Origin of the sequence: Streptomyces sp. NPDC006134 (genome assembly GCF_040628835.1) — a bacterium.
GTDB lineage: Bacteria > Actinomycetota > Actinomycetes > Streptomycetales > Streptomycetaceae > Streptomyces.
Genome location: NZ_JBEXTV010000073.1, coordinates 22,452 through 37,498, shown reverse-complemented (window position 1 = coordinate 37,498; position 15,047 = coordinate 22,452). Strand labels below are relative to the sequence as shown.

Below are 15,047 nucleotides of genomic sequence, written 5' to 3'. Positions count from 1 at the left end.
TTCATCTCCTCGTCGGCGAGCTCCTTCACCGTGTCCAGCGCGAGAATGATCCTCTTGCCGTCCCCGCGCGCCGCCAGCAGCGTCTTCTCCACCGACACCGGGTGCACGGTGTCGCCGTTGGCCAGGATCACCCCGTCCTTCAGCGCCTCCCGCCCGCACCACAGGGAGTAGGCGTTGTTCCACTCCTCGGCCCTGTCGTTGTCGATCAAGGTGAGCTTCAGGCCGTACTTCGCCTCCAGCGCCTCCTTGCGCGCGTACACGGCCTCCTTGCGGTAGCCGACGATGACCGCCGCCTCGGTCAGCCCGACCTCCGCGAAGTTGCCCAGCGTCAGGTCCAGCACCGTCAGGCTGTCCTCCGCACCCTCGGGACCCACCGGAACCAGCGCCTTGGGCAGGGTGTCGGTGTAGGGCCGCAGGCGCCGTCCGGCACCAGCCGCGAGTATGAGGCCGATCATCGTGTTTCTCTCCTTGCTTGCGTGCCGTCGGCAGCGCCCCGGGCAACGCGCCGGGGCCGATGAGACGACGTGGGGTCCTGCCCGCCTCCGGGCAGGACCCCACGTCGGTGAACCCTGGTCGGGTCAGACCTCGTCGGTGGAGGCCGAGACGGACGAGGCCGTCTGCTCGGCCGCCGCGGTCTTCTTCGAGGCCGTCTTCTTGGCCGCCGACTTGGTGGCGGTCTTCTTGGCGGCCGCCTTCTTGGCCGTCGTCTTCTTCGCGGCGGTCTTCTTCGCGGCCGTCTTCTTCGCGGCCGTCTTCTTGACCGCCGCCTCCTCGGTGGCCGCCTCCTCGGTGGCCGCGGTCTTCTTGGCCGCCGCCGTCTTCTTCGTGGCGGCGGTCTTCTTCGTGGCCGCCTTCTTCGCCGTGGCCTTCTTGGCCGTCTTGCGCGCCGCCTTCTTGGCCGGAGCGGCCTCTTCGGCCTCTTCGGCGACTGCTGCGGCCTTGGCCTCTACCGGGCTCCCGGCGACCGGCTCGGCCGGGGCCTCCTGCGCCGGGGCCTCCTGCGCGGCGGCAGGCCCGGCGGCCGGCTCGGAAGCCGACGGGAGGACCACGACGGCCGCCTCCACGGGTGCGGTGGGCGCGGTGGCCTTCCGCACGGCGCGGCGCCGCGGACGGGCCGGGGCGGCGGGCTCGGGCTGCTCCACCGGAGCCGCCGGAGCCGCCGGGGCGGTCTCCCCGGTCTCCTCGGCCCGCCCGGCCGGCGCCGCCTCGGGGACCGTCACCACGGCCGCCTCGGCTCCCGCCGGCGATCCGGCCGGAGCGGACGCCCTGCGGGTCGCCCGGCGACGGGTACGGCCCTTGGGCGCGGCCTCCTCGGCGGCCGGGGCCTCGGGGGCCGGGGCCGCGACGACCGCGTCCTCGACTGCCGCGGGCTCGGCCAGCGCCTCGGCGGCCGGCTCCTGCCGCACCGGACGCTCGGCCTCCTGCTCGGCCGTCACGTCCTGCGCCGTGGGCACCTGGACCTGCGCGGCCTTCTCCGCCTGCGCTGCCTTCCCGGCCTTCTCGGGCTTCTCAGCCTTCCCGGGCTTCTCGGCCTCGCCGCGCGGCGCGCCCGCCGGAGCCGACGCCCGCCGGCTCGCCCGGCGCCGCGTACGCCCGCGCCCCGCCGCGGCCTCCGCCTCGGCGATGCTGCTGTACAGCTCCTCGTCCGGCGCGAAGTCGGGCGCCGGCAGGGCAACCGGCTCGGCGGCCTCGGCGGTCACCTCGGCCTCGGACTCGGCCTCCGCCTCCTGCTCCGCCGTCTCGGCGGTCTCGACGGCGGCCACGGCCTCGTGCTCGTGCGGCTGCTCGGCGGCGCCGGCACGCGCCCGCTTGCGGCGCTTGCCCCCGCTCTGGGCGGCGGACGGCTGGTCCAGGTGGACGATGACTCCGCGCCCGTTGCAGTGGACGCAGGTCTCCGAGAACGACTCCAGCAGGCCCTGGCCGACCCGCTTGCGGGTCATCTGCACGAGCCCCAGCGAGGTCACCTCGGCGACCTGGTGCTTCGTACGGTCGCGGCCCAGGCACTCCAGCAGACGGCGCAGCACCAGGTCCCGGTTGGACTCCAGCACCATGTCGATGAAGTCGATCACGATGATGCCGCCGAGGTCGCGCAGCCGGAGCTGGCGCACGATCTCCTCGGCCGCCTCCAGGTTGTTCCTGGTGACCGTCTCCTCCAGGTTGCCGCCCTGGCCGGTGAACTTGCCGGTGTTGACGTCGATGACGACCATCGCCTCGGTCCGGTCGATCACCAGCGAACCGCCGCTGGGCAGCCAGACCTTGCGGTCCAGCGCCTTGGCGAGCTGCTCGTCGATCCGGTACGTGGCGAAGACGTCGACCTCGGAGGTCCACCGCTGCAGGCGGTCGGCGAGATCCGGCGCGACGTGGGAGACGTACCCGTGGATGGTCTCCCAGGCGTCGTCACCGCTGACGACGACCTTGGAGAAGTCCTCGTTGAAGATGTCGCGCACGACCCGGACGGTCATGTCCGGCTCGCCGTACAGCAGCGTCGGCGCGTTGCCGTTCTTGGCCTTCTTCTGGATCTCCTCCCACTGCGCCTGGAGCCGCTCGACGTCGCGGCGCAGCTCGTCCTCGCTGGCGCCCTCGGCGGCGGTGCGCACGATGACGCCCGCGTCCTCGGGGACGATCTTCTTGAGGATGGTCTTCAGCCGGGCCCGCTCGGTGTCGGGCAGCTTGCGGCTGATGCCGGTCATCGAGCCCTCGGGCACGTACACGAGGTAGCGGCCGGGGAGGGATACCTGGCTGGTGAGACGGGCGCCCTTGTGCCCGATGGGGTCCTTCGTCACCTGGACGAGCACGGACTGCCCGGACTTGAGGGCGGTCTCGATGCGGCGCGGCCCGTTGGCCATGCCCAGCGCCTCGAAGTTGACCTCGCCCGCGTACAGCACGGCGTTGCGGCCCTTGCCGATGTCGATGAAGGCGGCCTCCATCGACGGCAGGACGTTCTGCACCTTGCCGAGGTAGACGTTGCCGACGTACGACGTCGACTGCTCCTTGTTGACGTAGTGCTCGACGAGCACGCCGTCCTCCAGGACGCCGATCTGCGTGCGGTCGCCGTACTGGCGGACGACCATGACGCGCTCGACGGCCTCGCGCCGGGCCAGGAACTCGGCCTCGGTGATGATCGGGACGCGGCGGCGGCCCTGCTCGCGGCCCTCGCGGCGACGCTGCTTCTTGGCCTCCAGCCGGGTCGAGCCCTTGATGGACTGTACCTCGTCGGACGGCTCGGCGGCCTTGCGCGGCTCGCGGACCTTGACGACGGTGCGCTCGGGGTCGTCGGCGGAGGGCTCGACGTCGGCGGAGGTGTCACCGGCGCGACGGCGGCGGCGACGGCGGCGACGGCTGCTGGTGGAGCCGTTCCCGGCGTGAGCGTGCTCGTCGGCGGTCCGCTCGGACTCCTCCGCTTCCTCGGTGTCCTCCTCCACCTGCTCGGCGGTGTCCTCGGCGTCCTGGGCGGCCTGCTCGGCGGCGAGCTCCTCGGCGTCGGCGTCCATGCCCTCACCGGCCTCGCCCCGGCGGCGGCGACGGCCGCCCCGGCGGCGACGGCGGCGCGAGCCGCCCTCCTCGGCGCCCTCGGCGTCCTCGGTGTCCTCGCCCTCGGGCCCGTCGGACTCCTCGGGCTCCTCGGCCTCCGGCTCCTCCTCGGCCCGGGGCTCCACGGCACGCTCGTCGGCCGCGGCCCCCCGGCGCCGACGGCGGCGGCGCGCACCGGTGGCCTGCTCCTCCGGGAACTCCTCGGCCCCCTGGACCTCCGCGGTCGCCTCGGGCTCCTCGGTCGCCTCGGGCTCCTCGGCCCCGGCAGCCACGGCGGCCGCCTCTGCGGCGGCCCGCTCCGGCGTCTGGAACTTCGGCTCGGCGAACACCGGAGGCTGGAAGACGGCGACGGCGGGACGTGCCGGGCGACGCGGGGCGTCGGCCTCGGCGGCGGACGTCCCGGCGGGCTGGGCGGGCGCGGCAAAGCCGGTGGCCGCCTTGCGGACGGCCCGGCGCCGCGGACGGCGCGGAGCGGCTTCCTCGGCCTGCGCGGCCTTGCCCGTCTCGGCGGCTGCGGGGGCCTCGGGGGCCTGGCTCACGGCGGTGTCCTTCCGGCCGGCACCCGCGGCGCTCTCGGGGGATGCGGCGGGCTCGGCCGCCTCGGCCGTCTCGGTGGTCTCAGCCGCTTCGGCCGTCTCGGCGGGCGCGGACACCCGGCGCGTGGCCCGGCGCCGCGTCCGGCGCGGAGCGGCGGCCTCGTCGTCGGCAGCGGCGCTCTCGGCGGCCGGGGTCTCGGTGGCGGACGCCGGCGCGGCTTCCGGAGCAGCGGCCTCTGCGGACACCGCGAGCTCTGCGGGCTCCGTGGATTCCGCCGACGGCGCGGGCGCGGACACCGTGCGCGTCGCACGGCGCCGGGTGCGCCGCGGAGCAGCGCTCTCGGCCGCTTCGGTGGCCTCGGGTGCTTCGGTGGTTCCGGCGGCGGGGGCCGCGGGGACGACGGTCTCGGCCGCCTCCGCCGACGCGGGGGCACCGGCGGGCGCGGAGGCGCGGCGTACGACGCGCCGGCGACGACGGCCGGCGGGCGCGGGCTCCTCGGCGGCGGGTGCCGCAGTCTCCTGGGCCGTCTTCTCCTCGTCACCGGTCGTGGCGGCGAGCGCGGTGGCCTCGGCCTCCGCGGCCTCGTCGCTCTCGGCCTGCGCCGCGGCCGGTATGGCCGGCGCGACCGTCTCCGCCGGGGTGCCGGAGGAGGTGGCCGGCGGGCCCGCCGGCCGGGAAGCGGCCCGGCGCCGACGACGCGGCGGCAGGGTGTCGCTGGGGGTGTTCGGTTCGGAGCCCTGAGTGGGCTCGGTCGGTTCGAGCATGCGGGCGTTTCTCCCGTCAGGCTCCCGGGCGCCGCGCCTGGTCCGGCGCTCGATCAGGTCGATCACCGTTGACGTCCGCGGCTCGCGCGGTGCGCGGTTGCCGCCGTCCGGGGCGCGGGCGCCGCTCGGAAGCTCTCTGTGTCCTGTCTCGCCGGTTCCGTACCCCTTGTTGTGCACGGCCTGGCGAAAGTCTTCTGGTCGGTGCGCTGCCCGACCCAGGTGGCTCCCGAGTTCGAGGGCGGCGCTTCGACGTCCGTCCCGGAGGGGACCTTCCTTACGCCGGCGCCTTCGCGACGGCAGTCGCGCCGGCCGCCTGCGGCACGGTCGCTGCTGCCTCGCGGTCGGGCGCGAGCGGGTCGGTCACCGTGCCGGTCTCTTCATCGAACAGCCCCTGCGCCAGCCTGGTCACCGCTGCGGGGACCGGCGGCGCCAGGTCGGCCACGGCGCTGAGACCGGACAGGACGTCGTCGGGTCGTACGGCAGGCGTCACGTGCCGAACAACCAGCCGCAGTATCGCACAGGGCCGGTCACTCGGCCTATCAGCCGGGGAACTCTGCGTTTCCACGCTCTCCAGGTGCGCGACGGCGGACCGGGCGTCGAAGGTGCGGACGCCGTTCTTGGTCAGGCGCTGGACCTCCACGGTCTCGGCCGCGTTGAACGCCTCGACGGCGCGCGCGGCCTCCGCGGGCTCCACCCCGTCCAGCCGCAGCTCCCACACGGAGGCCGTCAGCCGGTCGGCGAGCCCGGAGGTCCGGGCCTGAACCGCCTCGATCACGTCGAGCCCGGCGGGCAGCGACTCGTCGAGGAGGACCCTGAGCTGTTCGGGGTCCCGCGGCTCGGTGAGCGCGATCTCCAGGTACTCCGCCTCACTGCCCGTGCCGGTGGGTGCGGCATTGGCGTACGACACCTTCGGGTGCGGCGTGAACCCCGCCGAGTACGCCATCGGCACCTCGGCGCGGCGCAGCGCACGCTCGAAGGCGCGCTGGAAGTCACGGTGGCTGGTGAACCGGAGGCGGCCGCGCTTGGTGTAGCGCAGTCTGATGCGCTGCACCGCGGGAACCGGCGGCGGGCCTTCGGGCTGTCGCTTGCCCAGTGTCGTTCAGTCCTTCGTGAGAGCGGTCGTACTGCCACCAAGAGTACGACCCTCGGCGGCCGAAGGTTCCCGCCGGTCCACCGCCCGGACCGGTGCCGGCTCCCCGAACAGCATCCGCCGCACGTCGGCGCGGGCCTGCCGCGCGGTCGCCCGGGCGGAGCCGAGCGCCTGCCGCACGGCCCGCCCGGCCCCGCGCGCGGCCTCGGCCACGGGCCTGAGCACGGCGTCCCGCACGGCGTGCCCGACGGGCGTCAGCACACTGCGGTACGCCCACCGCACCGGCTCCACGAAGATCCACCGCAAGAGCGTCCCGAGGGCCCGCCCGACGGCGAGCGAGAGGTGCCCCGCAACCCGCCAGGCGTGCCCGAGCGCCGCCCCGGCCTCTCTCCCGACGGCGGCGAGCACCCGCCCGACGGGGACGAGCACCCACCGCCACACACCGGCGGCGGGCAGGACGAACAGCACCCTTCCCACCCAGTACAGCGCGACGCCGACCCCGGTCACGGCCATGCGCACGCACCACGCCAGACCCCTGCCGCACCAGGCGAGGGCGCGTCCGACCGGCGTGAGCACCCAGGTGTGGAGCCACATCGCGGGCACGACGACGAGGTACCGCGCCAGCACACCCAGCACCGCGTACACGGCGCGCCCGACGGCCGCGAGCCCGGCGCCGACGCCCCGCAGCACCCACACCACCGCGTGCCCGGCCGGGGTCAGCACGCGCGCGTACACCCACGCGCACCCGTGCCCGAGCGGGGTCAGCACCCACCGGTACAGCCACACCGCCGGAATGCCGACGCACACCTTCGCGAGCCAGGCCAGTCCCTTCGCCACGGGCACGACGACATACCGCCACAGCCCCACGAAGGGCCACACGAACACCGCGCGCCCCAGCCACAGCAGGGCCCGCCCGACGGGCCGCAGCACCGTGCCGTTCAGGAACCGCGCCCCGACGACCAGCGCGTCCCACACCATCCGCACCGGCAGGACCAGCACCAGCATCACGATCCGCACCGGGATCCGGACCGCGACGACGAGACATCCCCCACCCGGCGGCGGCTGCCGCTCACCGTGCGCGGGCCGCACGGCCGCCTCGGACGGCGCGGGGCTCTCCGAGGGCTGTTTCTGCAGTTCCATACCGGTGTAGACGCACCGGCGACCCGTCCGGATGCATCCGGACGGTCCCCCTCGTCCCGGCCACCACGACAGGGGCCACCGGGGCTCGCCCCGCCTCGTGTGGCCGGTTCCGCACCGCCGCGCCCCGGACGTCCCGCCTCTCACGGCGCGTTCGCGTCCTTGTCGCCCCGTCCCGTGGACGGCACCGTCGAATCCGGCACGCACGATCACGGAAGAGGTACCTGTTGGCAGCTCCCCTCACGCCCGAATCCGCCCCTCTCGACCGCTGGACCGGCCGCACCCTGCTGTGGTGGGCCTGGCTGCTGCAGCACACGGTGGCGGGCAAGGACCGCCGCGCAGCGCACATCGCCCGGCGGAACGCGGCCATGCGGGCCGCGTACGCACGCGGCGTCGACCGGCATGCCCTCGTCCGCGCGACCGGGCTCAGCCGGGGGCAGGTGGACACCGCGCTGCGCGGGAAACCGACCACCGACTGACCCACGGCCCCGAACGCACGCGGCCCCGCCCGGGACGGACACCCGGGCGGGGCGCACGACGTGACCGGTCCGGCCTCAGCCGGTGCCGGACGCGGCGTTCTTGACCGTCAGGGGCAGGAGCTTCTTGCCCGTCGGGCCGATCTGGATGTGGGTGTCCATCTGCGGGCAGACGCCGCAGTCGAAGCAGGGAGTCCAGCGGCAGTCCTCGACCTCGGTCTCGTCGAGGGCGTCCTGCCAGTCCTCCCAGAGCCAGTCCTTGTCCAGACCGGAGTCGAGGTGGTCCCAGGGAAGGACCTCCTCGTAGCCGCGCTCGCGGGTGGTGTACCAGTCGACGTCGACGCCGTAGGGCGCCAGCGCCTTCTCCGCGCAGCTCATCCAGCGGTCGTACGAGAAGTGCTCGCGCCAGCCGTCGAACCGGCCGCCGTCCTCGTACACGGCGCGGATGACCGCGCCGATACGGCGGTCGCCGCGCGACAGCAGGCCCTCGACGATGCCGGGCTTGCCGTCGTGGTACCGGAAGCCGATGGAGCGGCCGTACTTCTTGTCACCGCGGATCTTGTCGCGCAGCTTCTGCAGCCGGGCGTCCGTCTCCTCCGCCGACAGCTGCGGCGCCCACTGGAAGGGGGTGTGGGGCTTGGGGACGAAGCCGCCGATCGAGACGGTGCAGCGGATGTCGTTCGACCCGGACACCTCGCGCCCCTTCTGGATCACGCGGGTGGCCATGTCGGCGATCTGCAGGACGTCGTCGTCGGTCTCCGTCGGCAGGCCGCACATGAAGTACAGCTTCACCTGCCGCCAGCCGTTGCCGTAGGCCGTGGCGACCGTCCGGATCAGGTCCTCCTCGGAGACCATCTTGTTGATGACCTTGCGGATGCGCTCCGAGCCGCCCTCGGGGGCGAAGGTCAGGCCGGACCGGCGGCCGTTCCTCGTCAGCTCGTTCGCCAGGTCGATGTTGAAGGCGTCGACGCGGGTCGACGGCAGCGACAGACCGATCTTGTCGTCCGCGTAGCGGTCCGCCAGCCCCTTGGCGATGTCGCCGATCTCGGAGTGGTCGGCGCTGGACAGCGACAGCAGGCCGACCTCCTCGAAGCCGGTCGCGTTCAGGCCCTTCTCCACCATCTCGCCGATGCCGGTGATCGACCGCTCGCGCACCGGGCGGGTGATCATGCCGGCCTGGCAGAAGCGGCAGCCGCGGGTGCAGCCGCGGAAGATCTCGACCGACATGCGCTCGTGGACCGTCTCCGCCAGCGGCACCAGCGGCTGCTTCGGGTAGGGCCACTCGTCCAGGTCCATCACGGTGTGCTTGGACACACGCCACGGCACACCGGACCGGTTGGGTACGACGCGGGCGATACGGCCGTCCGGCAGGTACTCCACGTCGTAGAACCCGGGAACGTACACCCCGCCCGTCTTCGCCAGGCGCAGCAGCAGTTCCTCGCGGCCGCCCGGCCGCCCCTCCGCCTTCCAGGCGCGGACGATCCCGGTGACCTCCAGCACGGCCTGCTCGCCGTCACCGATGACCGCGCAGTCGATGAAGTCGGCGATCGGCTCGGGGTTGAACGCGGCGTGTCCGCCGGCCATGACGATCGGGTCGTCCAGCCCGCGGTCCTTCGCCTCCAGCGGGATGCCGGCCAGGTCCAGCGCGGCCAGCATGTTCGTGTACCCCAGCTCCGTGGAGAACGACAGGCCGAACACGTCGAACGCGCGCACCGGCCGGTGGCTGTCCACCGTGAACTGCGGGACGCCGTGCTCCCGCATCAGCGCCTCCAGGTCCGGCCACACGCTGTAGGTGCGCTCGGCGAGGACGCCCTCCTGCTCGTTCAGTACCTCGTACAGGATCATGACGCCTTGGTTGGGCAACCCGACCTCGTAGGCGTCTGGGTACATCAGCGCCCAGCGGACGTCGCAGGAGTTCCAGTCCTTGACCGTGGAGTTGAGCTCTCCGCCGACGTACTGGATCGGCTTCTGCACATGCGGGAGCAGAGCTTCGAGCTGCGGGAACACAGACTCGGCGGCTTCGGCAGGCATCTCGCGGAACCTTCGTGAGCTGACAGGGGTGACCATCAAGCCTAACCCGCCCGCGGGGTGCCTCCGGACCCGGCGTTCACCGGGCCGCGCCGCCCGGCCGGCGCGGCGCTCCGCGGGCACCCCGCCCGGGCGGCGCGGCGCTCACGCCGACATGGGCCGCTGCACAGTGATCGACTGCAACAACCCCACCGCTATCCACACGGCGAACATCGACGTCCCGCCGTACGACACGAACGGCAGCGGCAGGCCCGTCACCGGCATGATGCCCAGCGTCATGCCGATGTTCTCGAAGGACTGGAAGGCGAACCACGCCACGATCCCGGCCGCGACGATCGTGCCGTACAGGTCGGGGGTCTCCCGCGCGATGCGGCACGCACGCCACAGCACCACGCCCAGCAGCAGGATGATGATCCCGGCCCCGACGAACCCCAGCTCCTCACCCGCCACGGTGAAGACGAAGTCCGTCTGCTGCTCGGGCACGAACTGTCCCGTCGTCTGCGAGCCGTGGAAGAGCCCGGAGCCCGTCAGTCCCCCGGAGCCGATCGCGATGCGCGCCTGGTTGGTGTTGTAGCCGACGCCCGCCGGATCCAGTTCCGGATTGGCGAAGGCCGCGAAGCGGTTGATCTGGTACTCGTCCAGGATGCCCAGCTGCCACACCGCAACCGCCCCGACGGCCCCGGTCCCGAGCAGTCCGAACACCCACCGGTTGGACGCGCCGGAGGCGAGCAGCACCCCCAGCACGATGACGACCATCACCATGACCGACCCGAGGTCGGGCATGAGCATCACGATCAGCATGGGCACGACGGCCAGCCCCAGGGCCTGGAGCACCGTCCGGTGGTCGGGGTACGGCTTGTCCCCCGCGTCCACCCGCGCCGCCAGCAGCATCGCCATGCCCAGGATGATCGTGATCTTCACGAACTCCGACGGCTGCAGCGAGAACCCGCCGCCGAGCTGGATCCAGGAGTGGGCGCCGTTGACCGTCGAGCCGAGCGGCGTGAGCACCAGCAGGATCAGGAACACGGACGCCCCGTACAGGAGCGGCACGGCCGTCCGCAGCGTGCGGTGCCCCAGCCAGACCGTGGCGATCATCAGGGCGATCCCGATGCCGGTGTTCAGCAGGTGGCGGACGAGGAAGTAGTACGGGTCGCCCTGGTTGAGCTCGGTGCGGTTGCGGGTCGCCGAGAACACGAGCACCGAGCCGATCAGCGACAGCGCCGTCGCGGACAGCAGTATCGGCCAGTCCAGCCGGCGCGCGACCGAGTCGCGGGCGAGCAGCCGCGTCCACCCGGCGCGTTCGGGCCCGTACCCGGAGACCTGGAAGCTGTTCGCCCCCGTCATGCCGGCACCCTCCGCACCCTCCGCACCCTCCGCGCCGTCCGCGCCGTCCGCGCCCCGCGGTCTGCGCGCCGCCGCGTCTGCCGGTTCTCCGCCGCCGGTGTCGCCACGGTCGCCGCGTCGTCCTGCGGCTGCCCGGCGCCGTCCGGCGAGGGGCTCTCGCCCGGCTGTCCCGGCTCGGCGGCCTTCTCCCGCTTCGCGGGATCGTCTGCGATCTTCGGCGCGGTGATGGTCCCGTCCGGCTTGACCTTCGGCAGGCTCTTCGCCGGCTCGGGCAGCAGCGCCTTCTTCCGGTCGATGGAGCCGTCCTCCTGGACGCCGTACAGCGCGTCGTAGATCTTGCGGACGGCCGGGCCGGAGGCGCCGGAACCCGTACCGCCCTGGGAGATCGTCATGACGATCGCGTAGTCGTCGGTGTAGGTGGCGAACCACGACGTCGTCTGCTTGCCGTAGACCTCCGCGGTACCGGTCTTGGCGTGCATCGGGATCTCGTCCTGCGGCCAGCCCCCGAACCGCCAGGCGGCCGTACCGCGGGTGGCGACGCCGGCGAGGGCGGCGTCCATCTTGTCCCGCGTCTCCTTGCTTATGGGCAGCCTGCCGTGCGACTCGGGCTCGATCTCGCTGACCTTCTTGCCGTCGGGGCTGACGATGGCCTTGCCGACGCTCGGGGTGTAGAGGGTGCCCCCGTTGGAGATGGCCGCGTAGATGGTGGCCATCTGAATCGGCGTCACCAGCGTGTCACCCTGGCCGATGGAGTAGTTGATCTCGTCACCGGCGCGCATCTTGTTTCCCTCGACGCAGTTCTCGTACGCGATCTTCTCCACGTACGAGCCGTCCTTCTTGCCCGACTTGCACCAGGCGTCCTTGTTGGCGTTCCAGTACCGCTGCTTCCACTGGCGGTCGGGGACGCGGCCGGTGACCTCGTTGGGCAGGTCGATGCCGGTCTCCTTGCCGAGGCCGAACTGGTGGGCGGCCTTGAAGAAGTAGTCGTTCGGCTTGCCCTTGGGGTCGATGCCGCCGTCCTTCTTCCACTCCTGGTGCGCGAGCCGGTAGTAGACGGTGTCGCAGGAGACCTCCAGCGCCCGGCCCAGATCGATGGCGCCGTAGTTCGCCGACTCGAAGTTCTTGAAGACCTGGCCGCCGACGTTGTACGCGCTGGAGCACTGGTAGCTGCCGTCGAAGTCGTACCCGGCCTCGACGGCGGCGGCCGTGGAGACCACCTTGAAGATCGAGCCGGGGGCCGCCTGACCCTGTATGGCGCGGTTGAGCAGCGGGTAGTTGGAGTTCTTCCCGGTGAGCTTCTTGTAGTCGGCGGAGGAGATGCCGCCGACCCAGGCGTTGGGGTCGTACGTCGGGTTGGACGCCATCGCCACGATCCGGCCCGTGCGGGCCTCCATCACCACCACCGCACCGGAGTCGGCCTTGTAGGTGGTGCCGGTGTTGCGGTCGAACTCCTTGCGGGCGGCCTTCATGGCCTCGTTCAGCTCGTACTCGGCGACCCGCTGCACCCGGGCGTCGATGCTGGTGACGAGGTTGGAGCCGGGCTGGGCGGCGTCGGACTCCGCCTTGCCGATGACGCGGCCGAGGTTGTCGACCTCGTAGCGGGTGACGCCGGCCTTGCCGCGCAGCTGCTTGTCGTACTGGCGTTCCAGTCCGGAGCGGCCGACCTGGTCCGAGCGCAGATAGGGCGATTCGCTGTCCTGGGCCTGCTTGATCTCCTCGTCCGTCACGGGCGAGAGGTAGCCCAGCACCTGGGCGGTGTTGGCCTTGCCGGGGCTCGGGTAACGGCGCATGGCCTGCGGTTCGGCGGTGATGCCGGGGAAGTCCTCGGAGCGCTCGCGGATCTGCAGGGCCTGCTTGGGGGTGGCCTCGTCGGTGATGGGGATGGGCTGGTACGGCGAGCCGTTCCAGCACGGCTGCGGCGTCTTGGCGTCGCACAGCCGGACCTTCTCCATGACCTCCTTGGGCTGCATGCCGAGGACGCCGGCGAGCTTGGTGAGGACCGCCTTGCCGTCGTCCTTCATCTTCATCAGCTCGGTGCGGGAGGCGGAGACGACGAGCCGGGTCTCGTTGTCGGCCAGCGGCACACCGCGCGCGTCCAGGATCGAGCCGCGCACGGCGGGCTGGACGACCTGCTGGACGTGGTTGCCGGACGCCTCCTTGGCGTACTCCTCGCCCTCGCGGATCTGGAGATACCACAACCGGCCGCCGAGCGTGCCCAGGAGGGAGAGGACGAGGACCTGGATGACGACGAGCCGGATCTGGACCCGCGGACTGCGCCCGGTCTCGGGAATGTTGGTCACTGCGGCTGCCTCCCCCTCTCGGTGTGTGTACGTGTCCTGCCGGGCCGGTCCGCGCCCCGGGCCTGCGGCGTGTCCGTCACCGTCGTCACAGCCGCTTGACCCCCTTGATGCGCCCGGCGCGGGCCGCCCGGGACCGGGCCGCCTTCACCCGCAGTCCGCTCCGCTGGCCGCCGATGCGCAAGCCGGTGCCTCCGGCGGCCCAGCCGGAGGAGATGTCGGTGCTCTGGGCGGCGGAGCCGGTCTCGGCGAGCGGGTCGTTCTCGGCGCGCCGGGCCAGCGCCATGATGCCGGGGACGACGAAGGGGGCGAGCAGCAGGTCGTACAGGGTGGCCGTGAACAGCAGGCCCGGCAGGCCGACGTGGCGGGCGGCGGTGTCGCCGACGAGGGCGCCCACACCGGCGTACAGCAGGGTGGAGCCGATGGCGGCGACGCCCACGACGGCCAGGGGGCCGACGGCGGACTTCAGCCGGCCGTTCTCGGGTCGGACGAGTCCGGCGAGGTAGCCGATGACGCACAGCACGAGGGCGTAGCGGCCGGCGGCGTGGTCGGCGGGCGGGGCGAGGTCGGCGAGGAGCCCGGCGCCGAAGCCGACGAGGGCGCCGCCGACGTGGCCGTACACCAGGGCGAGGCCGAGGACGGTGAGCAGCAGCAGGTCGGGGACGGCGCCGGGCAGGTGGAGCCGGGCCAGGACGCTGACCTGGATCACCAGGGCGACGACGACCAGGGAGGCGGACAGCAGGATCCGGTTGACGCGCATGGGCATGAGCTCCTACTGCTCGGGCGGGAACTGGCCGTCGGCGGGCGCCTGGGCGGACGGGGTCACGGTCACCGTCACCGTCGGCCTGGGGGCCGGCTCGGGCTTGTCCGGCAGGACCGTGTCGCGGGGGTCCTTCTTCGGGGCCTGGACGACGACGCCGACGACGTCGAGCTTGGTGAAGCCGACGTACGGCGTGACGTAGAGGGTGCGGGTCAGGTCGCCGCCGGAGGGGTCGACGCGGGAGACGACGCCGACGGGGACGCCGGGCACGAACGGCTTGTCGGCCTGGGAGCCGAAGGTGACGAGGCGGTCGCCCTTCTTCACCTCCGCCTTGCCGTTGAGGAGCTCGACGCGCAGCGGCCGGTCGCCCTGGCCGGAGGCGAAGCCGAGCTCGTCGCTGCCCTCCAGACGGGTGCCGACGGTGAAGTCGGGGTCGCTCGCGAGCAGCACCGTCGCGGTGTCCGGGCCGACGGTCGTCACGCGGCCCACCAGGCCGTCGCCGTTGAGGACGGTCATGTCCCGCTTGATGCCGTCGTGGGCGCCGACGTCGATGGTGATGGTCCAGGAGAAGCCCTGGGCCGCTCCTATCGCGATGACCTGCGCGCCCTTGATGCCGTACTGGCCCTTGCCGGCGATCTTCAGCATCGTGTCGAGCTGCTTGAGGCGGCTGCGGCTGCGGTCGTCGCTGCCGAGCTTCGCCTTCAGCGCGGCGTTCTCCTTCTCCAGCTCGGCCAGCCGGTCGTGCCGGTCGCCGGAGTCACGGATCGCGGCGACCGCGTTGCCGACCGGGTCGACCGCGGCCGACACCCCGTTCTCGATCGGACCGAAGACGGTGGCCGCGGCATGCCGGGCACCGTCGACCGGTGAGTCCTCCCCGCCGCGGATATCCACCGTGATCAACGCGAACGCGATGGCGATCAGCAGCACCAGGAGCAGCCGGCTCTCTTTCGTGTCCCTCACGTGCGGCGGCCGTGCCTTCCTCGTCGGAATTCGGGAATGGATGGGCGAATTCGCTGGTATCGGCGTTATGGGGATGGAGCGATGCGGAAACCGCCGCGCCCCCGGTACGGACCCGGGCGGTCA

Annotated in this window: 10 protein-coding genes; 1 reads left to right on the top strand and 9 read right to left on the bottom strand. The window is 72.7% G+C overall.

What is annotated here, in order from left to right; all coding sequences use genetic code 11:
- From ABZ340_RS32565 to ABZ340_RS32550, 4 genes are all read right to left on the bottom strand, one after another.
- Positions 1–455 (bottom strand): sugar phosphate nucleotidyltransferase (locus ABZ340_RS32565; RefSeq protein WP_358785480.1); only part of this gene is annotated, 455 nt, incomplete at its 3' end.
- Positions 456–578: 123 nt separating this feature from the next.
- The gene (locus ABZ340_RS32560; RefSeq protein ID WP_358785479.1) at positions 579–4,832 is read right to left on the bottom strand and encodes an Rne/Rng family ribonuclease; all 4,254 of its coding nucleotides are present in this window, start codon (positions 4,830–4,832) and stop codon (positions 579–581) included.
- Between the two features lie 274 nt (positions 4,833–5,106).
- Complete coding sequence (locus tag ABZ340_RS32555) at positions 5,107–5,883, bottom strand: TIGR03936 family radical SAM-associated protein (RefSeq protein WP_358785478.1); 777 nt, start codon at positions 5,881–5,883, stop codon at positions 5,107–5,109.
- 48 nt (positions 5,884–5,931) lie between these two features.
- Positions 5,932–7,062, bottom strand: a complete 1,131-nt coding sequence (locus ABZ340_RS32550; protein WP_358785477.1) for a hypothetical protein — start codon at positions 7,060–7,062, stop codon at positions 5,932–5,934.
- A 224-nt stretch (positions 7,063–7,286) separates the two neighbouring features.
- Here ABZ340_RS32550 and ABZ340_RS32545 point away from each other — a divergent pair, with 224 nt between their 5' ends.
- Positions 7,287–7,538, top strand: coding sequence for a hypothetical protein (locus tag ABZ340_RS32545; RefSeq protein ID WP_358785476.1), 252 nt, complete (start codon positions 7,287–7,289; stop codon positions 7,536–7,538).
- Positions 7,539–7,613: 75 nt separating this feature from the next.
- Here the strand turns inward: ABZ340_RS32545 and ABZ340_RS32540 are convergent, their stop codons facing one another.
- The 5 genes from ABZ340_RS32540 to mreC all read right to left on the bottom strand — a co-directional run bounded on the left by ABZ340_RS32540 (position 7,614) and on the right by mreC (position 14,924).
- Positions 7,614–9,566, bottom strand: coding sequence for a TIGR03960 family B12-binding radical SAM protein (locus tag ABZ340_RS32540; RefSeq protein ID WP_358785475.1), 1,953 nt, complete (start codon positions 9,564–9,566; stop codon positions 7,614–7,616).
- Between the two features lie 141 nt (positions 9,567–9,707).
- Complete coding sequence (gene rodA, locus ABZ340_RS32535; protein ID WP_358785474.1) at positions 9,708–10,907, bottom strand: rod shape-determining protein RodA; 1,200 nt, start codon at positions 10,905–10,907, stop codon at positions 9,708–9,710.
- Entirely contained in the window at positions 10,904–13,207 is a 2,304-nt protein-coding gene (mrdA, locus tag ABZ340_RS32530; protein ID WP_358785473.1) for a penicillin-binding protein 2, read from the bottom strand. The genes rodA and mrdA overlap by 4 nt, the downstream gene beginning before the upstream one ends.
- Positions 13,208–13,292: 85 nt before the next feature.
- Positions 13,293–13,964 carry a rod shape-determining protein MreD gene (mreD, locus tag ABZ340_RS32525; RefSeq protein WP_358785472.1) on the bottom strand — a complete coding sequence of 224 codons (672 nt, stop codon included), beginning with the start codon at positions 13,962–13,964 and terminating at the stop codon, positions 13,293–13,295.
- A gap of 12 nt (positions 13,965–13,976) precedes the next feature.
- Positions 13,977–14,924: a rod shape-determining protein MreC gene (mreC, locus tag ABZ340_RS32520; protein ID WP_358785471.1), complete on the bottom strand. Its 948-nt coding sequence runs from the start codon at positions 14,922–14,924 to the stop codon at positions 13,977–13,979.
- Positions 14,925–15,047 lie beyond the last annotated feature (123 nt).

Bases quoted from the DNA above. Each gene is read 5' to 3' on its own strand.
- mreD (WP_358785472.1), bottom strand. From the start codon at position 13,964: ATGCGCGTCAACCGGATCCTGCTGTCCGCCTCCCTGGTCGTCGTCGCC.
- ABZ340_RS32540 (WP_358785475.1), bottom strand. From the start codon at position 9,566: ATGCCTGCCGAAGCCGCCGAGTCTGTGTTCCCGCAGCTCGAAGCTCTG.
- rodA (WP_358785474.1), bottom strand. From the start codon at position 10,907: ATGACGGGGGCGAACAGCTTCCAGGTCTCCGGGTACGGGCCCGAACGC.
- ABZ340_RS32560 (WP_358785479.1), bottom strand. From the start codon at position 4,832: ATGCTCGAACCGACCGAGCCCACTCAGGGCTCCGAACCGAACACCCCC.
- ABZ340_RS32550 (WP_358785477.1), bottom strand. From the start codon at position 7,062: ATGGAACTGCAGAAACAGCCCTCGGAGAGCCCCGCGCCGTCCGAGGCG.